Raw genomic sequence first — 18,335 nt, forward strand, 5'->3', positions numbered from 1 at the left:
CATCATGTCCACGCTCGACCTGGCCCACCACATCGGCGGCCATGCACGCCCGGCGTCGCCCGTGCTGGAGCAGCGCAACCCGGCCCGCCTCGACGAGGTGGTGGCCCGGATCCCCGAGGCGACGGCCGATGACGTCGGAGACGCCGTGGCGGCCGCGAACGCCGCCCTGCCCGGGTTGTCGGGCGTGGAGGCCCGGGCCGACGCCCTGCACGCGATCGGCGAGGCGCTGATGGCGCGGCGATCGGACCTCGGGCTGCTGATCGCCCGCGAGACGGGCAAGACCGTGGTCGATGCGCAGGGCGAGGTGATGCGGGCGGCCCGGCTCTTCCGCTTCTTCGGCGGCGAGGCGTTGCGGATCGTCGGCGAGCGCTACGCCTCGGTGCGGCCCGGCGTGACCGTGGAGGTGAGCTACGATCCCGTGGGCGTGGTGGGCGCCATCACCCCGTGGAACTTCCCGGTCGCGATCCCGGCCTGGAAGATCGCGCCCGCGCTGGCCTACGGCGACGCGGTGGTCTGGAAGCCGTCCGAGCATGCGTCGGCCGTCGCCGCAGCGCTGATGGAGGTGATCGCCGGCGCCGGCCTGCCGGCGGGCGCGGTGAACATGGTCCTGGGCGCGGGCGGCGCCGGGCAGGCCCTCTGCGCGGCGCCGCTCGAGGCGCTCTCCTTCACCGGCTCGGAGGCGACCGGCCGCGTGGTGCGCGAGGCGGTGACGGCGCGGGGCGCGCGCTGCCAGGCCGAGATGGGGGGCGTGAACGGCCTGATCGTCCTGGCCGACGCGGACCTGGACGCCGCCGCCGACGCGGTGGTGAACGGCGCCTACTTCGCCGCGGGCCAGAGGTGCACCGCCACCTCCAGGATCATCGTCGACCGGCAGGTCCTCGCGCCGCTGGTCGCCCGCGTCGGCGAGCGGATGCGCGCCCTGCGGATCGGCGACCCCTCCAATCCCGCGACCCAGGTCGGCCCGCTCGTCTCGGCGCGCCAGAAGTCGGCCGTCCAGGACGGAATCGCGGCCATGGCCGCCCGCGGCCGGCGACCCGTCGAAGCCGGTCGCGGCGCCGCCGCGCCCGAGTGCTTCGTGGACCCGGTCCTCTTCGATTCCATGTCGCCGGACGACCCGCTGGCCCAGGAGGAGGTCTTCGGCCCCGTGGCGGGCGTCATGGCGGTGGACGGCTACGAGGCCGCCCTGGAGACGCTGAACCGCGTCCGCTTCGGCCTGTGCGGCGGCCTGTTCACCCGGTCGCTGAAGCACGCCGAGCACTTCAAGCGTCACGCCCGCGTGGGGATGGCGATGATCAACCTGCCCACGGCCGGGGTCGACTACCACGCGCCGTTCGGCGGCATGAAGGCCTCGAGCTACGGCCCGCGCGAGCAGGGCCGCGCCGCCCGCGAGTTCTTCACCGTCACGCGGACGGCCTATCAGGCTCCCTGAGGACCGGAGCCCGTCTCCGCCAGTTCCGCCAGCTCCATCTCGACCGTCTTCGAGACCATCGCCAGGTGGGCGCGCATCGCGGCGGCGGCGTATTCAGGGTCGCCCGTGGCGATCGCCTCGACGAGGCGACGGTGCTCGGACAGCGTCGCCTCGGGGCGCCCCGGCTTAGGCAGCCGCAGGCGCCTCGGCCGGTCGAGGGGCGCGCGGGCGGCGTCCAGCAGGCGCAGCGCGCGCGGCGACTTCAGCGCCGCGAAGATCGTCGAGTGCAGCGCCTCGTCCAAGTCGTAGAAGGCGGCCAGGTCGCCGCGTTCCAGGGCCTCGGCCTGCTGGGCGATGTTCTCCTCCAGCTGCGCGACCAGCGCGGCGTCGGCCCGCTGGGTCACCCGCCGGGTCGCCTCCACCTCCAGCGCCGTGCGGATGAACAGGCTCTCGCGAACGTCGTCCGGCCTGATCGGGGCCACGAAGCTGCCGTGCTGGGGAAAGACGTCCACCAGCGCCTCGTCGGCCAGCCGCGCGATGGCCTCGCTCACCGGCGCGCGGGAGACCCCCATCTCCAGCGCAAGCTCGTCCTTCCGCAGGGGCGTCCCGGGCGGCAGCGCGAGCTCGCGGATGCGCCGGCGAAGCTCCCGGTACACCCGCTCGGCCTTGGATCCGTCGACGCCTGTGACCGCCCGCACCATCCCGACACCCTTAGCGCCTTTGCGGCGGACGCGCGACGCGCCGCGGACGTCCGCGGCGGAGATGATCCCTACCGTCCCCCGGCGTCCCGCGGGCTCCCGTCACACCACCTCCAGGATGTCCTTGTCGGGGAGGGGCGGGAACGGCGCCGTCGGCAGCGTCTGGTACCATAAGGCCGTCGAGGCGATGTCGTCCTGCAGCGGCAGGTAGCGCCGTTCGGGGCCGGACCGCCAGCCCAGAGCCTGGATGGTCACCCGCAGGTCGCTGGCGAAGCGGATCGGGTCGGGGATGTGCCAGCGATAGAGCCCGAAGCGCTGCTGCGAGTCGTAGACGCCGTCGGGGCGGATCACCTGCGGCAGGCCGGCGTAGGGCGTGTTGAACTCCACGTACGCCGAGGGCGGCGCCCGCCCGGCTTCCAGGCCCGGGCGGCCGATGCGGAGAGGAATGCTGGGATCGAAATTGTAGGCCCCGCAGAAGTAGTCCTCGGTGCCCGTGCCGCAGATGGTGGGGAACGCGCCGTCGCCGTCGAGGTAGAACTTGATCTCGCCTTCTCCCCACCAGCCGTTGCTGTTGACGCCCCAGGCCATGTAGCAGCCGACGAAATGGCCCTCGCCGGTGACCCCGTCGAGGATGGTGTGGACGCTCTTGTAGGGCAGGGGATTGCTGCGCCGGAACTGCGCGTGGAAGTAGGCGCAGTCCTCCGGGACGTCCGTGAGGACGTAGTTGATCTGGTAGTAGCAGAAGATGGCCTCTGCGCTGAGGTTCGTCAGCGTGAGCCGCGCGCGCCGGCGGAAAGGCATCTCCCAATAGCAGTTGAACCCGCGGCCGGGGTTCGTGCACACGGCCAGGGACGAGACCTGCGCCCAGCGCTCCCATCCGTTCGCGAAGAAGTCGCCGACGGGGCACTCGACCGACGGGTGCGGCTGGTCGTCCCAGTAGATCCGCAGGATCGCATGGCGCAGCTTGCCGCGCGCCAGGGTCATCCAGATCTGCTGGATCGCGCCCTGGCCCGTGATCTCGCCCAGCAGAAAGGTCTCGCCGGCCGCGATCTCCACCGACGGAGAGACCTTCCAGCCCTGGCCGAGGTCGCGCGCCGGGACCGCCCCGGTCCCCTCCACGGCCATGCCGCCCGCGCCCTTCTCGCCGGTGAAGTTCTCGGGGCTGATGGAGCGGGTCCGCGCGTCGGACAGCCGCGACAGCGTGCCCATGTCCGCCCCAAGTCCCGAGAACCGCGCCATTCTCTAACCCCTTCCGCTGACATGCCAATGGGCGGACGAGGCCCGCGTCCGGGGGCCGGATTGTCCCGCCCGACAGGCATTAACATGCCACATCGGGAGCGCCAGACGTCAACGCTCGAAGCGTGCGCCGCGGCGCGGCCGGGCCGGGGCGCGGTCAGCCGCCCCAGTAGACGTACTCGTCCTCGGCGGTCTGGGGTTCGGCCAGGGTGTGGTCGAGCATGACGGGGGAGAGACCCAGCTGCGGCCAGAGCGGCTTGACCTGGGCGGCGTTGTGCCGGGCCAGCAGGCGCTTCAGTTCGGCCACCTTGCCCGGCATGGCCGCGGCCAGGTTGATGCGCTCGGTCGGATCGTTGGCGAGGTCGAAGAGCCAGTCCTTGTCCGGCCGGCCGGTGACCTGCAGCTTCCAGTCCCCGGCGCGGACGACCTGGTAGTCGCCGCTGCGCCAGAAGAGGTTCTCGTGGGGCCGGCCCCGGGCCTTGCCGGTGACGTAGGGGACCAGGTCCACGCCGTCGATCACCCGGTCCCGGGGCAGCGGGACCCTGGCCGCCGCGGCGGCCGTGGCGAAGATGTCGAAGTGCGATACGGGCGCGCGATAGGCGGACCCGGCGGGGATCGCGGCCGGCCAGCGCATCAGATAGGGCGTCCGGACGCCGCCCTCGAAGTAGGTCAGCTTCCAGCCCCGGAAGGGCCGGTTGATGTCGGGCAGCCCGACGTAGCCCGCCCCCCCGTTGTCGCTGACGAACACCACGAGCGTGTTGTCCTTCAGGCCATCCTCCTCGAGCTGCTGCAGCACCCGGCCGACCCCGCGGTCGAGGGCGCGGATCATCGCGGCGTAGACCCGCATCCGGTGATCCTTGATGTGCGACAGGGCCGCGTAGTCGGCCTTGGTCGCCTGCAGCGGCGTGTGCGGGGCGTTGTAGGCGAGATAGGCGAAGAACGGCCGGTTGCGGTTGGCGTGGATCGCCTTCACCGCCTCGTCGGTGAGGTAGTCGGTCAGGTAGGCCTTGGGCCGGAAGCCCGGACCGCCGTCCTTCTGGGCGTAGAACGGCATCGACTGCCAGAGGAAGCGGTCGATGGGGTCGAAGTCCTGCATGGAGTTGACGACGCGGGGGTCGTCCTTCGGCAGGTACATGGAGCCGCTGGTCAGCAGGCTCTCCTTGAAGCCGCGCCGGGTCGCGCCGAATTCGGGCGCCTCGCCCAGGTGCCACTTGCCGAAGTGCAGGGTGTGGTAGCCCGCGCGCTGCAGCAGGTCGGCGAGGGTGATCTCGGTCTGCGGCAGGCCCATCTTGGCGAACGGGATCATGTCCTTCTCCCGCTCGGGGAAGGAGACGCCGTTGTGGATGCCGTAGTTGAAGGTCCGCATGTTCCGGCCCAGCGCGGGCGGCGCGGGCGTGAACTCGAAGCCGAAGCGGGTGGGGTAGCGCCCCGTGAGGATCGCCGCGCGGGACGGCGCGCAGGTGCCGTGGCCGGCGTAGCCCTGGGCGAAGTTGACGCCTTCGCGGGCGATGGAATCGATGTTGGGCGTGGGCACGGCGCCGCCGGCCACGCCGCCGCCGTTCACGGTCAGGTCGTTGTAGCCGAGGTCGTCGGCCACGATCAGCACGATGTTGGGCGGACGACGCCCGCCGCGCGGGCGATCCGGACCCTGCTGCCAGGCGATCTCCATCGGCGGACCGACCTCGGCCGGTCCGAAGGCCTTGGGCGCGGCGGGCGCCTGCGCCCGGGCGCCTCCGGAGAGCGACGCGCCTGCGGCGGCCGCCAGGACGGCGGCGACCGCAGCCGAGGCCGCAAGACGGAACTTGATGCGCTGGATCATCTTCGAGCCTCCCCGTGTGGGCCGGACGGGCCTCCCGTCGCCGCGCGCTGCGGACCCGCGCCCGCGCCGCGCCGTCGCCTCAGGGGGCTTCGGCGACGACCTCGTCGCGGACGTGCGGCCGCGTGCGGATGTTCAGCTGGCCGGCCAGCCCGGCGTGCCGATGGTGGGAGATGGCCTGCATCCCGGGGCACCGCATCATCTCGCTCATCGCGGCGAGGGACGGGTATTCCGCCAGCGCGATCATGTCCCAGAGCTCGCCCACCTCGCCCAGCAGAATGCCCGTCACGGCGCCCGAGTAGATCGAACGGCCGCCGTACGAGGCCAGCAGCTTGCGGACCTCCACCGTGTAGCGCGCGTACGCCTCGGCGCCGGTGATGTGGGCGTCCGACCCGTCGGCGTACTCCGCGAAGGGCTTGAACTTCAGCAGGTTGACCATGACGAAGCGGCCGTCTTCCGGCCCGCTGAAGAAGGCCTTGGCCTGCTCGCCACCCGGCTGCACCGCATTGGTAACCAGCATCGCGACACCTCGTTGGACGCAGCGGCGTCCGAAATCGGAACTCTGATTCACATTGGTAGATCGGAATCCGTGTTCGCATCAACCTCGGTGTTGGCGGCGCGCGCCATCGGGCGGCATCGGCGGCCCTCGGCGGTCGCAGCGGCCCCGGCGACCCCGTCTTCCAGCGGAGCATTGCGCGGCCGAGCCTCTTGATGGTACGTTATATCATATCGTCTTGAGGAGTTGCGGCATGCGGCTGATCGGGATCCTGGGCGCGGCGCTGCTGGTCGCGGGGCCGGCCAGCGCCTGCGACGAGCACGGGGGCGGCTTCTTCGGCCGATACAGCGGCTACGAGGGCGGCGACTACGGAGAGATCCTCGCGATGCGCGCGCGCGCCGAGGCCGAGCGTGAGCAGGCGATGGAGACCGCGCGGCGCAGCTTCCTCGCGCGTTTCGACATCGAGGCCGAAGCCCCTTCGTCCCTGTCGGCGGCCGCCGCCGACAAGGCTGAGCTGAAGCGGATTTCCAATGTTGATCCAAGCGCGCCGGCTGACGCACAGGATCGCTGAGCGGACGATCCTCGACCTGCCGGGTTTCGAGATGCCGCGGGGCGAGCACACCGTCCTGCTGGGTCCGTCCGGATGCGGGAAGACGACGCTCATCAACATCCTCACGGGCCTGGTGACGCCCACCTCGGGGGAGGTGTTCATCGATGGCCGCCCCATGACGGGAGCCAGGCCCGCCGCGCGCGATGCGTTGCGGCGCGAGTGCATCGGCCTGGTGTTCCAGACCCTCCGGCTCGTCTCCGCCCTCACGGTCCGGCAGAACCTGTCGCTCGCGCAGCATCTGGCCGGAGGGCGCAGCGACGAGGCCGAGATCGACCGCCTCATCGCCCAGGTCGGCCTGTCCCATCGGGCTCATGCGCGCCCCCGCGAACTCAGCCAGGGCGAGAGCCAGCGGGCGGCGATCGCGCGCGCCCTGTGCGCCCGCCCGGCGCTGCTCGTGGCCGACGAGCCGACATCGGCGCTCGATGACGCCAATGCGGGCGCCATGATCGACCTTCTGCTGGCGAGCGCCGAGTCCGGGGGCTCGACGCTCCTGATCGCGACCCATGACCGGCGTATCCGGGAACGCTTTGCCCGGACCGTCGAACTCGAGCCCGTGGCGCTGGCGGCGTGACGCTCTCGGGACTGACGCTCGCCTACTTGCGCGACCGGGCGCTCAACACGGCGCTGAACGTGCTGATCCTGACCCTGGCGGTGGCGACGCTGACGATCCTGGTGCTGTTCTCGTCCCAGCTCGGGGAGCGCTTCGACAGGGACGCCCGGGGGGTGGATCTGGTGGTCGGAGCCAAGGGCTCGCCGCTGCAGCTGATCCTCTCCAGCGTCTACCACGCCGACGTCCCGACCGGGAACATCCCGCTCTCCACGCTCGAGGCGCTGCGCAGCGACCCCACGGTGGCGAAGGCGATCCCGGTCGCCCTCGGCGACAACTTCCGCGGCTTCCGGATCGTCGGGACCGAGGCGGCCTATGTGGAGCACTACGGCGGCCGCCTCGCGCAGGGCCGGCTGTGGGCGGGCGAAGGCGAGACCGTCCTCGGCGCCGAGGTGGCGCGGCGCACGGGCGCCGCGCTGGGCCAGAAGTTCCTGGGCTCCCACGGCCTCGGCGACGGCGGCGGCGGCGAGCACGACGCCCATCCGTTCCGGGTCGTCGGCGTGCTGCGGCCGACGGGCACGGTCCTGGATCGCCTGATCCTCACGTCGGTCGAGAGCGTGTGGGACGTCCACGGCATCGACCACGACGGCCACGAAGGGCGCGGCGACGGGGCGCATGCGGACGCCGATCATGACCACGACGCGCACGACCATGCGCCGGCGAACGCGAGCCGGCAGGTCCAGGAGCTGCGCCCCGAGGTCACCGCGATCCTGGTCCGCTATCGATCGGCGCTGGCCGCCGTCCGGCTGCCCGCCTTCGTGAACCGTCAGACTGGCCTGCAGGCGGCCGTCCCCGCGGTGGAGACGGCGCGCCTGCTGTCGCTCGTGGGCGTCGGCCTCGACGCCGTCCGCGCCTTCGCGCTCCTCCTGCTCCTGACGGGAGGGCTTTCGATCTTCGTGGCGCTCTACACCGCGCTTCGCCAGCGCGAGGCCGACATGGCGATGCTGCGGGTCATGGGCGCCAAGCCCGCCGGCATCTTCGGCCAGGTTCTGTCCGAGGGCCTGCTGCTCGCCGCTGCGGGCTCGATCCTGGGACTCGCCCTGGGCCACGGGGTCGTGGCTGCGGCCGCCGCGAGCTTCGAGCGCCTGGGCGAGATCGGACTGACCGCATGGCGCTTCGAACCGGCCGAGGCGCTGATCGTCGCGGCGGCCCTGACGGCCGGCGCCGCCGCCGCCCTGATCCCGGCCCTGCGGGTGTTCCGGGTCGACATCGCCCGAACCCTGTCGCAAGCCGCTTGAGGACCGTCGTCGTGATCGACCGCCGAACTCTTGGCCTCTCTGCCCTCGCCTTCGTGGCCAGCCCCGCCGCGGCGGCCCTCCAGCCGCAGCCGCGGCCCGCAGCGCCGAGCGAGGCGGTCTGGAAGCCGGCCGACACGCCGCCCGGCGGCGTCGCCTGGTCGTTGCTCGAATCGACCCGGGAGATCACCCGCACCGACGCCAAGGGCTACATCCGCTCCAAGCCCATCTTCCCGCCCGGGGTGAAGGCCCTCGACGGCAAGGTGGTGAAGGTGGCCGGCTACATGATGCCGCTGCAGAACGGGGCGCTGCAGAAGCACTTCGTGCTGCTGGCCTACCCGCCGGACTGCCCCTTCCATCTCAACCCGAACCCGATGCAGTTCATCGAGGTGAAGTCGCCCGCGGGGCTGGGCTTCGACTACCGCGTGAAGGTGATCAGCGGCACGCTGAGGCTCGGCGGCCACGACGAGGGCGGGATCTTCTACCGCATCTGGGACGCTCGCCCGGCGTAGGTCCCGCCAGACGTCCCGCCGCGGGCGACGACCGCCCGCTCCATATCTCGCAGCCGTCGCGGACATGACGCCACGCCGTGTCCGGCGCGTCCTGTCCGGCCGCGCCGGTTTCCCGTTGCACCGGCGCTCAGATATGCAATGTTATAACATAACAGTCTTGGAGGGGGCGAACGTTGCGGTCGCCGGACAGCCTGCTCAATCGCCTCGACCCGGAGTCGCTGCAGCGGATCATGCTCGCCCTGCACCGCGATTGCGACTGCTGCGAGCCCGGCCCGGGCGCACCCTTGCCACGCTTCCGTTGCGATCCGGCCGAGGAGGATTCCTCATGAGTCCCGCCGGTCACCTGCTGGACGGATCGGCCATCGGCCTGTCGGGCCTGTGCCTCGCCCATTGCCTGCTGCTGCCGCTGGCCGCCGCCCTCTTGCCGGCGCTGGGCGCGTGGGCCGACATCGAATGGGTGCACGCGCTGTTCGTGCTGATCGCCGCCCCATTGTCCGGCCTCGCGCTGCTGACCGGGCGCAAGAGCGGCGTGCGCCGGGCACCGGTGCTCGGCCTGGCGGCCGGCGGCCTCGTCCTGCTCGCGCTGGGCGCCTTCCTGGCCGACGGCGAGGCGACCGAGACCGGGCTCACGGTCGCCGGCAGCCTCGGCCTGGCCGCGGCGCACATCTGGAACTGGCGGCGCCGGCGCCTTCACTTCGGTGAAGGACCGGCCGTCGGCGAAAGCGGGCGCCTGTGCCCCGCGGGAGACCACTGAGATGAAGCCGCGCAGGCCGATACCCGTGACGGTGCTGACCGGCTACCTCGGCGCCGGGAAGACCACCCTCCTGAACCGCATCCTCTCGGAAGACCACGGCAGGACCTACGCCGTGATCGTCAACGAGTTCGGCGAGCTTGGGATCGACAACGACCTCGTCGTCGGCGCCGACGAAGAGGTGTTCGAGATGAACAACGGCTGCATCTGCTGCACGGTGCGCGGCGATCTGATCCGCATCCTGAACGGACTGATGAAGCGCAAGGGCGGCTTCGACGGCATCCTGATCGAGACGACGGGACTGGCCGATCCGGCGCCGGTGGCGCAGACGTTCTTCGTCGACGACGACGTCCGCCAACGCACCCGCCTCGATGCGATCATCACCGTCGTCGACGCCAAGCACCTCGAGGCGCGGCTGGGCGACAGTCACGAGGCCGCCGAGCAGGTCGCCTTTGCCGACGTCATCCTGCTGAACAAGGTCGACCTCGTGTCCGCCGAGGAGGTCGCGCGGCTTCAGGCCCTCATCGGGCGCATCAACCCGACGGCGCGGATCGTCCCGACCACCAACTGCGCCGTCGACATCGCGGACGTGCTGGACCAGGGCGCCTTCGACCTGAACCGCATCCTGGAGATCGAGCCGGGCTTCCTGGGCGAAGACGATCACGAGCACGACGCGGCGGTGGCGTCGGTGTCCATGAGGCTCGACCGGCCGCTGGATTCCAACCGCGCCCGGGCCTGGGTCTCCTCGATCGCGGCCGAGCAGGGCCAGGACATCCTGCGCTGGAAAGGCATCCTCCACATCGCGGGCCAGGATCGCCGGCTCGTCTTCCAGGGGGTGCACATGCTGCTGGACGTGGACCTGCAACGCCCTTGGCGGGACGACGAGGCGCGCGTGTCGCGCGCGGTGTTCATCGGCCGGGATCTGCCCGCGGCGCAGTTGAAGGCGGGCTTCGAAGCCTGCGCGGTCCGTTGAGCGAGCCCGCCCTGCTCACCGGACCGGCGCTGGGGCTGATCCTCCTCCTCGGCCTGCGGCACGGCCTGGACCCGGACCACATCGCGGTGATCGACAACCTGACCCTGCGCGCCACCGAGGAGCGGCCCCGCTGGGCGCCGTGGACCGGGACGCTGTTCGCGGTCGGCCATAGCCTGGCCGTGGCCGTGGTGGCCGTGGGCTTCGCCATCGTCGCGCCCCGGTTCGTCTGGCCCGCGTGGGCGACAGACGCCGCCGACTGGGCGGTCATCGGACTGCTGGTCCTGGTGGGCGCCCTCAACCTGCGGGCCCTCCAGCGGGCCGGGGCCTATACGCCGGTCGGGTGGCGTCAGGGCCTGGTCCCGCGCGCCTTACGGACCAGTTCTCATCCGCTGGCGGTGGTGACGGTCGGGATCGTGTTCGGCCTGGTCTTCGACACCGCCACCCAGGCCGCGGCCTGGGGTCTCGCCGCCGCCTCGACGGCGGGCCTCGGCGGCGCCGTGGCCGTGGCCGCCGTCTTCGCGGCCGGCATGATCCTCACCGACACCGCCGACAGCCACATCGTGGCGAGGCTGCTCCGCGATCGCGGCGACGCCGAGCGGGTGCGGCGCTATCGCCGCGGCGTCGGCTGGCTGATCGTCGCCCTGTCGTTCGGAATGGCGGCCTACGCCCTGGCCGGCCGCCTGGTCGCGGGTTCGGCCGAGCTGTCCGAGGGTCTGTTCACCGGCCTGGGCGTGGCGATGGCCCTGACCGTGGTGGGCGCCCTGGCGTGGGAGCGGCTGCGGACGCGACACGGCGCGAAGGCGTCATTCCGGGCGCCGGGCCCGGGGATCTGAGGGTGTCGCTGGCGGGCGAGGTTCACGCGGGCATGATGCCGGGCCGCCCGGTCTCCACGGCAAAGCGCCGGAGGGTCGAGACCGTGGCGTTCGGGTCGCGCCGGTCCGACACCTTCCGGTAGGCGACGTCGAGGCGCTGCGGTCCGAGGTCGCCGACGAGGTAGCCATGCGACCGCAGGTCCAGGAACCGGACATGCGGGTTCCGGGCCTCGGCGTCGGCCAGGCCGCGTCCCGGGTTGTCGGCCGTGATGCTGGTGGTCACGAACTCGGCGGCCACGGTGGGCGAGCGGGGGTCGCGGAAGTCCGATTTCAGGTCGTTGGCCCAGAACGAATGGATGTCGCCCGCCAGGAAGACCGGGTTGGGCGTCCGCGCGTCCGCCAGCGCCCCAAGCATCCGGGTTCGGTTCGCCTGATATCCGTCCCACCCGTCGGTGTAGTGGCCGACGCGGCCGTCGGCCGCGGTCTGCTCCAGGCGCGCGACGACCAGGTCCTGGGCGACCACGTTCCATCGCGCGTCGGCGCGCCGGAACCGCTCCTCGAGCCAGCGCTCCTGCCGCGGGCCCAGCATCGAGCGACGGGGATCCTCCATCTCGTCGCAGAGCGTGACGCGGCCACGCCGCGACGCCGCGGTCTGGCACGGCTGGGGCGAGCGGTGCTGGCGTCCGTCGAGCACGGTGAACTCGGCGAGGCGGCCGAACCGGGTCCGGCCGTGGAGCCGCATGTCCGGCCCGCGCGGCCGCGCCCAGGGGCGCAGGGGCATGTGCTCGTAGAAGGCGCGGTAGGCGGCCGCGCGCCGGCGCAGGAATTCGGCCGCCGGCGTCGAGGCGTCCTGCGACCAGCGGTTGGCGTAGTCGTTCTGCACCTCGTGGTCGTCCCAGGTGACGAGGCATGGCGCCGCGGCATGCAGGGCCTGCAGGTCGGGATCCGTCCGGTAGAGGGCGTAGCGGTTCCGGTAGTCCGCCAGCGTCACCGCGTCGCCCTGGCGATCGTGCCGCCGGACAAGTCCCTGGCGCTCCGGGCGATGGCTGTACTCGTATATGTAGTCGCCGAGGAACAGCACCAGGTCGGCCGCTTCGGCGGCCATGTGGCGGTAGGCGCTGAACCAGCCGGATTCCCAATGGGCGCACGAGGCCACGACGAAGCGAAGGCGCGTGTTGTCGGCCGCCACATCCGGGGCGGTCCGCGCCCGTCCGACCGGGCTTGCGTGGCCCAGCGCGTCGAACCGGTACCAGTACGGACGGTCCGGCGGCAGGCCGCCGACCTCGAGGTGGATGGCGTGGCCGTCCTGAGGCGTGGCCCAGACCTCGCCCTGCCGCACGATGCGCCTGAAACCGTCGTCGGCCGCGACCTCGAAGCGCGTGCGCACCGGGCCCGAGAGGCCGCCGCGGCCGTCGGGCGCGAGCGGGTCCGGCGCCAGCCGCGTCCAGAGCACGAAGCCGTCCGGCGAGGGCGCGCCGCTGGCGACGCCGAGGGTGAAGGGGTCGATGCTGGCGCGCGCGCGGCGCGGGACGACGGCCCCGGCCGCTGTGAGGCCCACCAGCAATCGGCGACGATCGGTGAGGGGGCTCACCGTCGCCGCCGACCCGCTGTTCCACCGGACCATGGCTCGACTCACGGGATCCGGCGGGCGCTCCCTGAGAGGTCCCGCAACCGGGCGACCTGGCCGCAGACCCTCGCGCGCGAGGCCGCCCGCAGGCGTGCGGGTCCGGCGCGATCCAGCCTGAAGCCGCAGCCGGCGGCGATCCGGGCCGGCGGAGCGGCGGGCGCAGCGGCGAAGGACTTCATCGGGACCCCGGACGACAGGCTTGATCAGATGAAATGATATAACGTAACAGTAGCCCCCATGGGAATGGGGGATGAGTTCCATGGGCGTTCTGAAACGGGGTTTTGCGGGCGTGCTTCTGCTGTCGTCGCTGGCCAACGAAGCGCTGGCGGCGGACGACGCGTCCCTCGACGCGGTCGTGGTCACCGGCCGCAACATCGAGAACTACCAGGCGGTGGACACCCTCACCGGGTTCAAGGCCGACGTCGAACTGCGTGACCTGCCGCTTTCGATCTCGGTGGTGTCGCAGGAACTCATCCAGGACCGGTCGCTCAACCAGCTGGGCGAGGCGCTGGACAATGTCTCGGGCGCCCAGCGGAAGGCCGGCTACGGAGGCGTGCAGAACTTCGGAGCCTACCTCCGCGGCTTCGATGCAAGCTTCCTCACCCTGCGCAACGGCGTGCGGGCCGGGTCGCCAGCGTGGCGCTCGCCGTCGACTTCTGAAGGGGGGACGACGATCGCGCGGCGTCGGCGTCGGCGCGGGTCAGGCGTAGGCCACCCAGCCCCGCCACGTGAACGCGGCGTAGAACGGCGTGACGTCCTGGAAGCCCGCGGCGCGCAGCACCGCCTCGTCCTCCTCGGGCGACAGCAGGGCGAGGCTCGCGTCCACGGTCGTGCGGATGACTTCGGCCTGCTCTCGATCCACCCCCTGCGCGACGGCGAAGGCCGCATAGCGCGCCAGCCACCGCGCCCGGGCCGCAGGGTCCTGCGGGAAGCTGGAGTGCGCCGCGACGAAGGGAGCTCCGGGGCGAAGGCGACGGCGGATCTCGGCGACGGTGCGGCGTCGTTCCGGGGCGTCGAGGAAGTGCAGCGTCAGCAGGCAGGTGGCGGCGTCGAAGGGGCCCTCGGGCGCATCGTCCACATAGCCTTCGATCAGTTCGGCCCGGTCCGCGAGCGGCCCCAGGGTCCGGCGCGCAAGGCCCAGCATCTCCGGGGCGGGGTCGACGCCGGTGAAGGTCCAGCGGGGCTGGGCGGCCGCCAGGGCGCGCAGCTCCAGCCCGCCGCCGGCGCCCACGACCAGGACCCGCGCATCGACGGGCGCGCGCTCGGCAAGCAGGATCGCCGTCATGTGATGCAGGTCGGCGAACCCGGGCACGAACCGTGGCGGGCCCTCGGCGTAGCGCGCCACCGCGTCGGGGTCGGAGAAAGGCTTCAGCAGCGGGCTACGGTCGGCTTGGTCCGCCATGGGAAGACTCCAGGGATCGCGCGCCGGGGCGCGCCGAAAATCGTGCGTGAAACTCGGCGCTGAGGTCCGCCAGAGTCACCGCCCGGAGGCGCGCGAGGAGCAGCGCTTCCGCCTCGCGCAGGACGCCGTCGAGGTGGACGTTGACCGCCTGTTCGACCAGGCAGGCCGGGTCGGCGTCCCGGTGCCCGATGGCGAAGAGCGAGGGGCGACCCAGGCTGTCGTAGACGTCGGCGAGCGTGATGGCGGCGAGGTCGCGCCCCAGGCGCCAGCCGCCCCCGTGGCCCTTCTCGGAACGCACGAAGCCGCGTTCGCGCAATCCGGCGAGCGTCCGGCGCACCACGGCGGCGTTGGTGTTCATGGCGCGCGCCAGCATCTCCGACGTCACGGGCCCGTCGTGCTCGGCCATGTGCAGGAGGACGTGGAGGACGCCCGAGAGGCGGCTGTCGTGGTTCATGTAGCAACAATAGCTACATGATATCCCGCTGGCGAGCGGGAATCTCCGACGAGCCCTTACGCGAGGTGGACGGCGGGAAGGTCCAGTCGCCGCTCGGCTTACGCAACGCCACGTACGATAGACTCGTCGTCCTGCGGATTTGAGGGGCAGCCATGAGCGTAAGCGACCGAACGCCGGTGATCATCGGAGTGGGCGAGGCGTCCGAGCGGATCGACGCGCCCGACTATGCCGCGCTGTCGCCGGCGGACCTCGCCGCCCGGGCGGCCGCCGCGGCGCTCGCCGACGCGGGGGCGGACGGGCTCGCCGCCCACATCGACGTGGTCGCCGCCATCCCGCAGTTCGAGGTCTCCGGCCCGCGCGTCGTGGCGCCCTTCGGGGCGTCCAACAACTTCCCGCGCTCGCTGGCGCGGCGGGTGGGCGCCGACCCGGTGCGGGCGATCTGGGAGGCGGTCGGAGGGCAGGGGCCGCAGCACCTCGTCAACGAGCTGGCGCACGCCATCGCCGCGGGCGAGGCCGAGATGGCCCTGATCGCGGGCTCCGAGGCGATCTCGACGGTGCGGCATCTGCAGGCGAAGGGCGAAACGCGCGACTGGGCCGAGATCGCCGACGGCGCGGTCGAGGACCGCCGCTTCGACGCCCAGGGCATGCTGACGGCCGAGCTCGTTCAGCACGGGGCCCGCACGCCGATCAGCGTCTATGCGATGTTCGAGAACGCCCGGCGGGCGCGCGAGGGCAAGGACCGCGCCGCCTACGCCCTGGAGATGGGCCGGCTCTTCGCGCCCTTCACCCAGGTCGCGGCCGGCAACCCGCACGCCATGAGCCGCGAGGTCTATTCGCCTGAGGCGCTGGCCACGGTGACCGAGCGCAACCGGCTGACCAGCGATCCCTTCCCGCGCCGCATGGTGGCCCGCGACCAGGCCAACCAGGGCGCCGCGGTCCTGCTCACCTCGGTGGGGAAGGCCCGCGCGCTCGGCGTGCCGCAGGACCGCTGGATCTACCTCTGGGGCGGCGCCGACGTGAAGGAGCGCACGCCCGTGGAGCGGGCGGACCTTTCGCGCGGGCCGGCGTCGGTGGCGGCGGCGAAGCGGGCCCTGGAGGCGGCCGGCGTGGACCTGTCCGACATCGGCGTCATCGACCTCTACTCGTGCTTCCCCATCGCCGTGTTCAACATCTGCGACGGCCTGGGCCTGGCGCCCGACGATCCGCGCGGGTTGACGGTGACCGGCGGCCTGCCGTTCTTCGGCGGGGCCGGCAACAACTACTCGATGCACGCGATCGCCGAGATGGTGCGCCGGCTCCGCGCCCGCCCCGGCGCGGTCGGGTTCGTGGGCGCCAACGGCGGCTTCCTCTCCAAGTATTCCGTCGGGATCTATTCGTCGGCGGAACGCGCGTTCCAGCCGTTCGACTCGAAGCCCCTGCAGGCCGAGGTGGACGCCTGGACCGCGCCCGCGCTCGACCAGGGCTTCGAGGGCGAGGCGGCCGTGGAAACCTACACGATCGACTATGCCCAGGCCTCCCCGCGGGGCGTGGTCGTGGCGCGCAGCCCCGCCGGCGCCCGCGTCGTCGCCATGACCGACGATCCCGCCGTGGCCCGCGAGATGATCGAGACGGACCCGCTGGGCCGCCGGGTGACGATCGCGGCGGGCGACCAGGGGCTGCGACGGGTGCAGGGCTTCTCAGGCTAGGTTCCGCTCCCGGGCGGGGCGCCCGAACCGGCTCCTGGCGCGGAGCAGGACCATGGCGTCTCCCGCGCGCTCCGGCCTGGTTGTCGTCCGAAGGTGACGGGGTAAGCTCCAGCAGGCGGTGATCGCGGCAGTCGGAGTAACCCTATGCGTAGGCTCGTGATTTCTTTGCTTCTGGCAGGAATCGCGGCGCCCGCGATCGCGCAAGAGCGGGTGATAAGAAACGAGGGCGACCTTCCGCCGACGCGCTTCCCCATGGAAGCGCCCGCGAGCGCGGCCTTTCTCGGCGAGGCCTTCCTGAAGACGACGGCGCCTGCGTTGAAGCGGGAGACCGAGCGCATACTCGCCGAGAGCCGCATCGAGAACGAGCTCATAGAGCAACGGCTTCGCAGCGGCCTGGCCGCCATCGCCATCCTGGAGCAGCGCCCTGCGGAGGCCGAGCGGGCGCTGATCGAGGCGCGGGCGCGGATGTCCAAGCCGCAGCACAGGGCGATCGGCCACCTTGCCAACGAAGCCATCGCGGCCGGACTGCAGGCGAGCCCGGATCGTCGCTGTCAGGTGACCGCGGACCGGATAGCCACGCGGCTACGGGGAACCGACCCGCTGGTCGTGCGCGACGAGGTCCTGCTCCGCCTGTCGCAATCGGAAACCGCGAGCGTCGGCTACTTCGCCGGAACGGCGGTCGGCATGTTCGATCCCGCGGTTGAGGCGCAGAAGTCGGTCGATCTGCTGGACGGACTGCTGCTGGCTCTGTTTCGGGTCGGCGCCACCGAGCTGCCGGTCTGCCGCGCCGAAGCGTCGGCGGCGTGGCGAGCCTGGGCGAACGACAAGGCGAACGCCGCGCGCGAGATCTGGACGGCGCGAGAGCCTCAAGGTCGGCTGTTCACGAGCGCCCGGCCCGTGACGGTCGCGGTCTGGGACACGGGCATCGACTACAACCTCTTCGCCGGTCAGCTCGCCGTCGATCCGTCCGAGCCGGTCGATGGCCGCGACAACGACGGCAACGGCGTCGTCGATGACGTGCACGGGCCGACCTACGACTACTTCGCGCGCCCGACGCCGTTTCCGATCGCGCCGCCGTCAGCCTTCCTCGCGCCCCGCCTCGCCTTGTCGATGGCGCTGGACAAGGGCCAGCTCGACCTGAACTTCGGGCTCGACACGGCCGAGGCGCGCCTGTTCGCGCAACGTGCGCGCGAGGCGTCGATCGTTGAACAGGGGGACGACGTCGATGCGAGCTTCGAGAGCGGGCATCGCGGTCACGGCACCTTCGTGGCGAGCCAGATCGCAGACGGCGCCCCCTATGTCCGCATCTACAACGTGCGCCTTCTTCCAGCGGGCTACGATCCCAAGCCGGTGAAAGCCGCCGAGCCCGAGACGAAGCGGTTCGTCGACGCGATGATGCCCGTCGCCAGGCGGATGCGGGCAAGCAACGTCCGCGTGGTCAACATGAGCTGGGGCTGGACGGTGGACGGCGCCGCGCGCCGCCTCCTGGAAACCGGGTTGGAGACAGATCCGGCGAAGGCCCGGCAGCGTGGCCGCGCGATGTACGACCTGGAGAAGGCGGGTTTGACGGCCGCGATCGCCGCCGCGCCGGACATTCTCTTCGTGGCTGCGGCGGGCAACAACAACCAGTCGGACGAGACCCTGGCGGCGATCCCCCAGGCGGTCGACGCGCCGAACCTCATCGTCGTGGGTGCGACGGGGCAGAACGGCCAGCCGACCGGCTTCACGACCTTCGGCCGGGGCGTGGACCTCTATGCCCGCGGCGAGGGCGCGGCCGGAAGAACGCCGGGCGGAATGTCAGGCAACTGGTCGGGAACCTCGATGGCGGCCCCCCTGGTGTCCCGCGCCGCCGCCCAGATGCTGGCCGTGAACCCGAAGCTCACGGTTCCTCAGCTCATCGAAGGTCTGAAGGCGACCTCCACCGAGGGCGAAGGCGGGATGAGGCTCCTGCACGCGGCCGCCGCCGTGGCCTGGGCGCAGAGCCGGCGCTGAACGCGCCGCTCCGGAGGCCTG

General features: G+C 71.9%; 17 protein-coding genes and 1 pseudogene. 11 read left to right on the forward strand and 7 right to left on the reverse strand.

Annotated elements, in window-relative coordinates; genetic code table 11:
* The first annotated feature begins 4 nt into the window (after positions 1–4).
* Positions 5–1,429: an aldehyde dehydrogenase family protein gene (locus AC2D8W_RS08460; RefSeq protein ID WP_484671179.1), complete on the forward strand. Its 1,425-nt coding sequence runs from the start codon at positions 5–7 to the stop codon at positions 1,427–1,429.
* On the opposite strand, the gene AC2D8W_RS08465 is transcribed toward AC2D8W_RS08460, so the two are convergent.
* From AC2D8W_RS08465 to AC2D8W_RS08480, 4 genes are all read right to left on the reverse strand, one after another.
* The gene (locus AC2D8W_RS08465; protein WP_293484359.1) at positions 1,417–2,109 is read right to left on the reverse strand and encodes a GntR family transcriptional regulator; all 693 of its coding nucleotides are present in this window, start codon (positions 2,107–2,109) and stop codon (positions 1,417–1,419) included. The genes AC2D8W_RS08460 and AC2D8W_RS08465 overlap by 13 nt on opposite strands.
* A gap of 99 nt (positions 2,110–2,208) precedes the next feature.
* Positions 2,209–3,345 carry a glycoside hydrolase family 172 protein gene (locus AC2D8W_RS08470; RefSeq protein WP_484671180.1) on the reverse strand — a complete coding sequence of 379 codons (1,137 nt, stop codon included), beginning with the start codon at positions 3,343–3,345 and terminating at the stop codon, positions 2,209–2,211.
* A 154-nt stretch (positions 3,346–3,499) separates the two neighbouring features.
* Positions 3,500–5,161, reverse strand: coding sequence for a sulfatase-like hydrolase/transferase (locus tag AC2D8W_RS08475; RefSeq protein ID WP_484671181.1), 1,662 nt, complete (start codon positions 5,159–5,161; stop codon positions 3,500–3,502).
* 79 nt (positions 5,162–5,240) lie between these two features.
* Entirely contained in the window at positions 5,241–5,678 is a 438-nt protein-coding gene (locus tag AC2D8W_RS08480; RefSeq protein ID WP_293484363.1) for a DUF1330 domain-containing protein, read from the reverse strand.
* A gap of 229 nt (positions 5,679–5,907) precedes the next feature.
* On the opposite strand from AC2D8W_RS08480, the gene AC2D8W_RS08485 reads away from it, so the two are divergent.
* The 7 genes from AC2D8W_RS08485 (at position 5,908) to AC2D8W_RS08515 (ending at position 11,175) form a co-directional block, all read left to right on the forward strand.
* On the forward strand, positions 5,908–6,225 hold the full coding sequence (locus AC2D8W_RS08485) for a hypothetical protein (RefSeq protein ID WP_484671182.1): 318 nt from the start codon (positions 5,908–5,910) through the stop codon (positions 6,223–6,225).
* Positions 6,185–6,835, forward strand: a complete 651-nt coding sequence (locus AC2D8W_RS08490) for an ABC transporter ATP-binding protein (protein ID WP_293484367.1) — start codon at positions 6,185–6,187, stop codon at positions 6,833–6,835. Before AC2D8W_RS08485 ends, AC2D8W_RS08490 begins: the two co-directional genes overlap by 41 nt.
* The gene (locus tag AC2D8W_RS08495) at positions 6,832–8,109 is read left to right on the forward strand and encodes an ABC transporter permease (protein ID WP_484671183.1); all 1,278 of its coding nucleotides are present in this window, start codon (positions 6,832–6,834) and stop codon (positions 8,107–8,109) included. Before AC2D8W_RS08490 ends, AC2D8W_RS08495 begins: the two co-directional genes overlap by 4 nt.
* Positions 8,110–8,120: 11 nt before the next feature.
* Positions 8,121–8,618, forward strand: a complete 498-nt coding sequence (locus AC2D8W_RS08500) for a DUF3299 domain-containing protein (RefSeq protein WP_293484371.1) — start codon at positions 8,121–8,123, stop codon at positions 8,616–8,618.
* A gap of 325 nt (positions 8,619–8,943) precedes the next feature.
* Positions 8,944–9,372 (forward strand): MerC domain-containing protein, encoded by a 429-nt coding sequence (locus tag AC2D8W_RS08505; RefSeq protein WP_484671184.1) that lies wholly within the window; start codon positions 8,944–8,946, stop codon positions 9,370–9,372.
* Between the two features lies 1 nt (position 9,373).
* On the forward strand, positions 9,374–10,342 hold the full coding sequence (locus AC2D8W_RS08510; RefSeq protein ID WP_484671185.1) for a CobW family GTP-binding protein: 969 nt from the start codon (positions 9,374–9,376) through the stop codon (positions 10,340–10,342).
* A complete protein-coding gene (locus AC2D8W_RS08515; protein ID WP_484671186.1) occupies positions 10,339–11,175 on the forward strand; it encodes a HoxN/HupN/NixA family nickel/cobalt transporter in 837 nt (278 codons plus the stop codon). The genes AC2D8W_RS08510 and AC2D8W_RS08515 overlap by 4 nt, the downstream gene beginning before the upstream one ends.
* 22 nt (positions 11,176–11,197) lie before the next feature.
* Here AC2D8W_RS08515 and AC2D8W_RS08520 read toward each other — a convergent pair whose 3' ends face one another.
* Positions 11,198–12,778, reverse strand: coding sequence for an alkaline phosphatase D family protein (locus AC2D8W_RS08520; protein ID WP_484671187.1), 1,581 nt, complete (start codon positions 12,776–12,778; stop codon positions 11,198–11,200).
* Positions 12,779–13,040: 262 nt separating this feature from the next.
* On the opposite strand from AC2D8W_RS08520, the pseudogene AC2D8W_RS08525 reads away from it, so the two are divergent.
* A pseudogene (locus AC2D8W_RS08525) lies at positions 13,041–13,415 on the forward strand (TonB-dependent receptor plug domain-containing protein); the annotation flags it as partial.
* Between the two features lie 66 nt (positions 13,416–13,481).
* On the opposite strand, the gene AC2D8W_RS08530 reads toward AC2D8W_RS08525, so the two are convergent.
* Positions 13,482–14,183 carry a class I SAM-dependent methyltransferase gene (locus tag AC2D8W_RS08530; protein WP_484671188.1) on the reverse strand — a complete coding sequence of 234 codons (702 nt, stop codon included), beginning with the start codon at positions 14,181–14,183 and terminating at the stop codon, positions 13,482–13,484.
* Complete coding sequence (locus AC2D8W_RS08535) at positions 14,161–14,637, reverse strand: RrF2 family transcriptional regulator (RefSeq protein ID WP_293484393.1); 477 nt, start codon at positions 14,635–14,637, stop codon at positions 14,161–14,163. The genes AC2D8W_RS08530 and AC2D8W_RS08535 overlap by 23 nt, the downstream gene beginning before the upstream one ends.
* A 152-nt stretch (positions 14,638–14,789) precedes the next feature.
* Between AC2D8W_RS08535 and AC2D8W_RS08540 the strand changes: the two genes are divergently transcribed.
* On the forward strand, positions 14,790–16,322 hold the full coding sequence (locus AC2D8W_RS08540) for an acetyl-CoA acetyltransferase (protein WP_484671189.1): 1,533 nt from the start codon (positions 14,790–14,792) through the stop codon (positions 16,320–16,322).
* A gap of 252 nt (positions 16,323–16,574) precedes the next feature.
* Positions 16,575–18,314 (forward strand): S8 family serine peptidase, encoded by a 1,740-nt coding sequence (locus tag AC2D8W_RS08545; protein ID WP_484671190.1) that lies wholly within the window; start codon positions 16,575–16,577, stop codon positions 18,312–18,314.
* The last annotated feature ends 21 nt before the right edge of the window (positions 18,315–18,335 follow it).

The sequence above is a fragment of the Phenylobacterium sp. T106 genome (assembly GCF_057219735.1).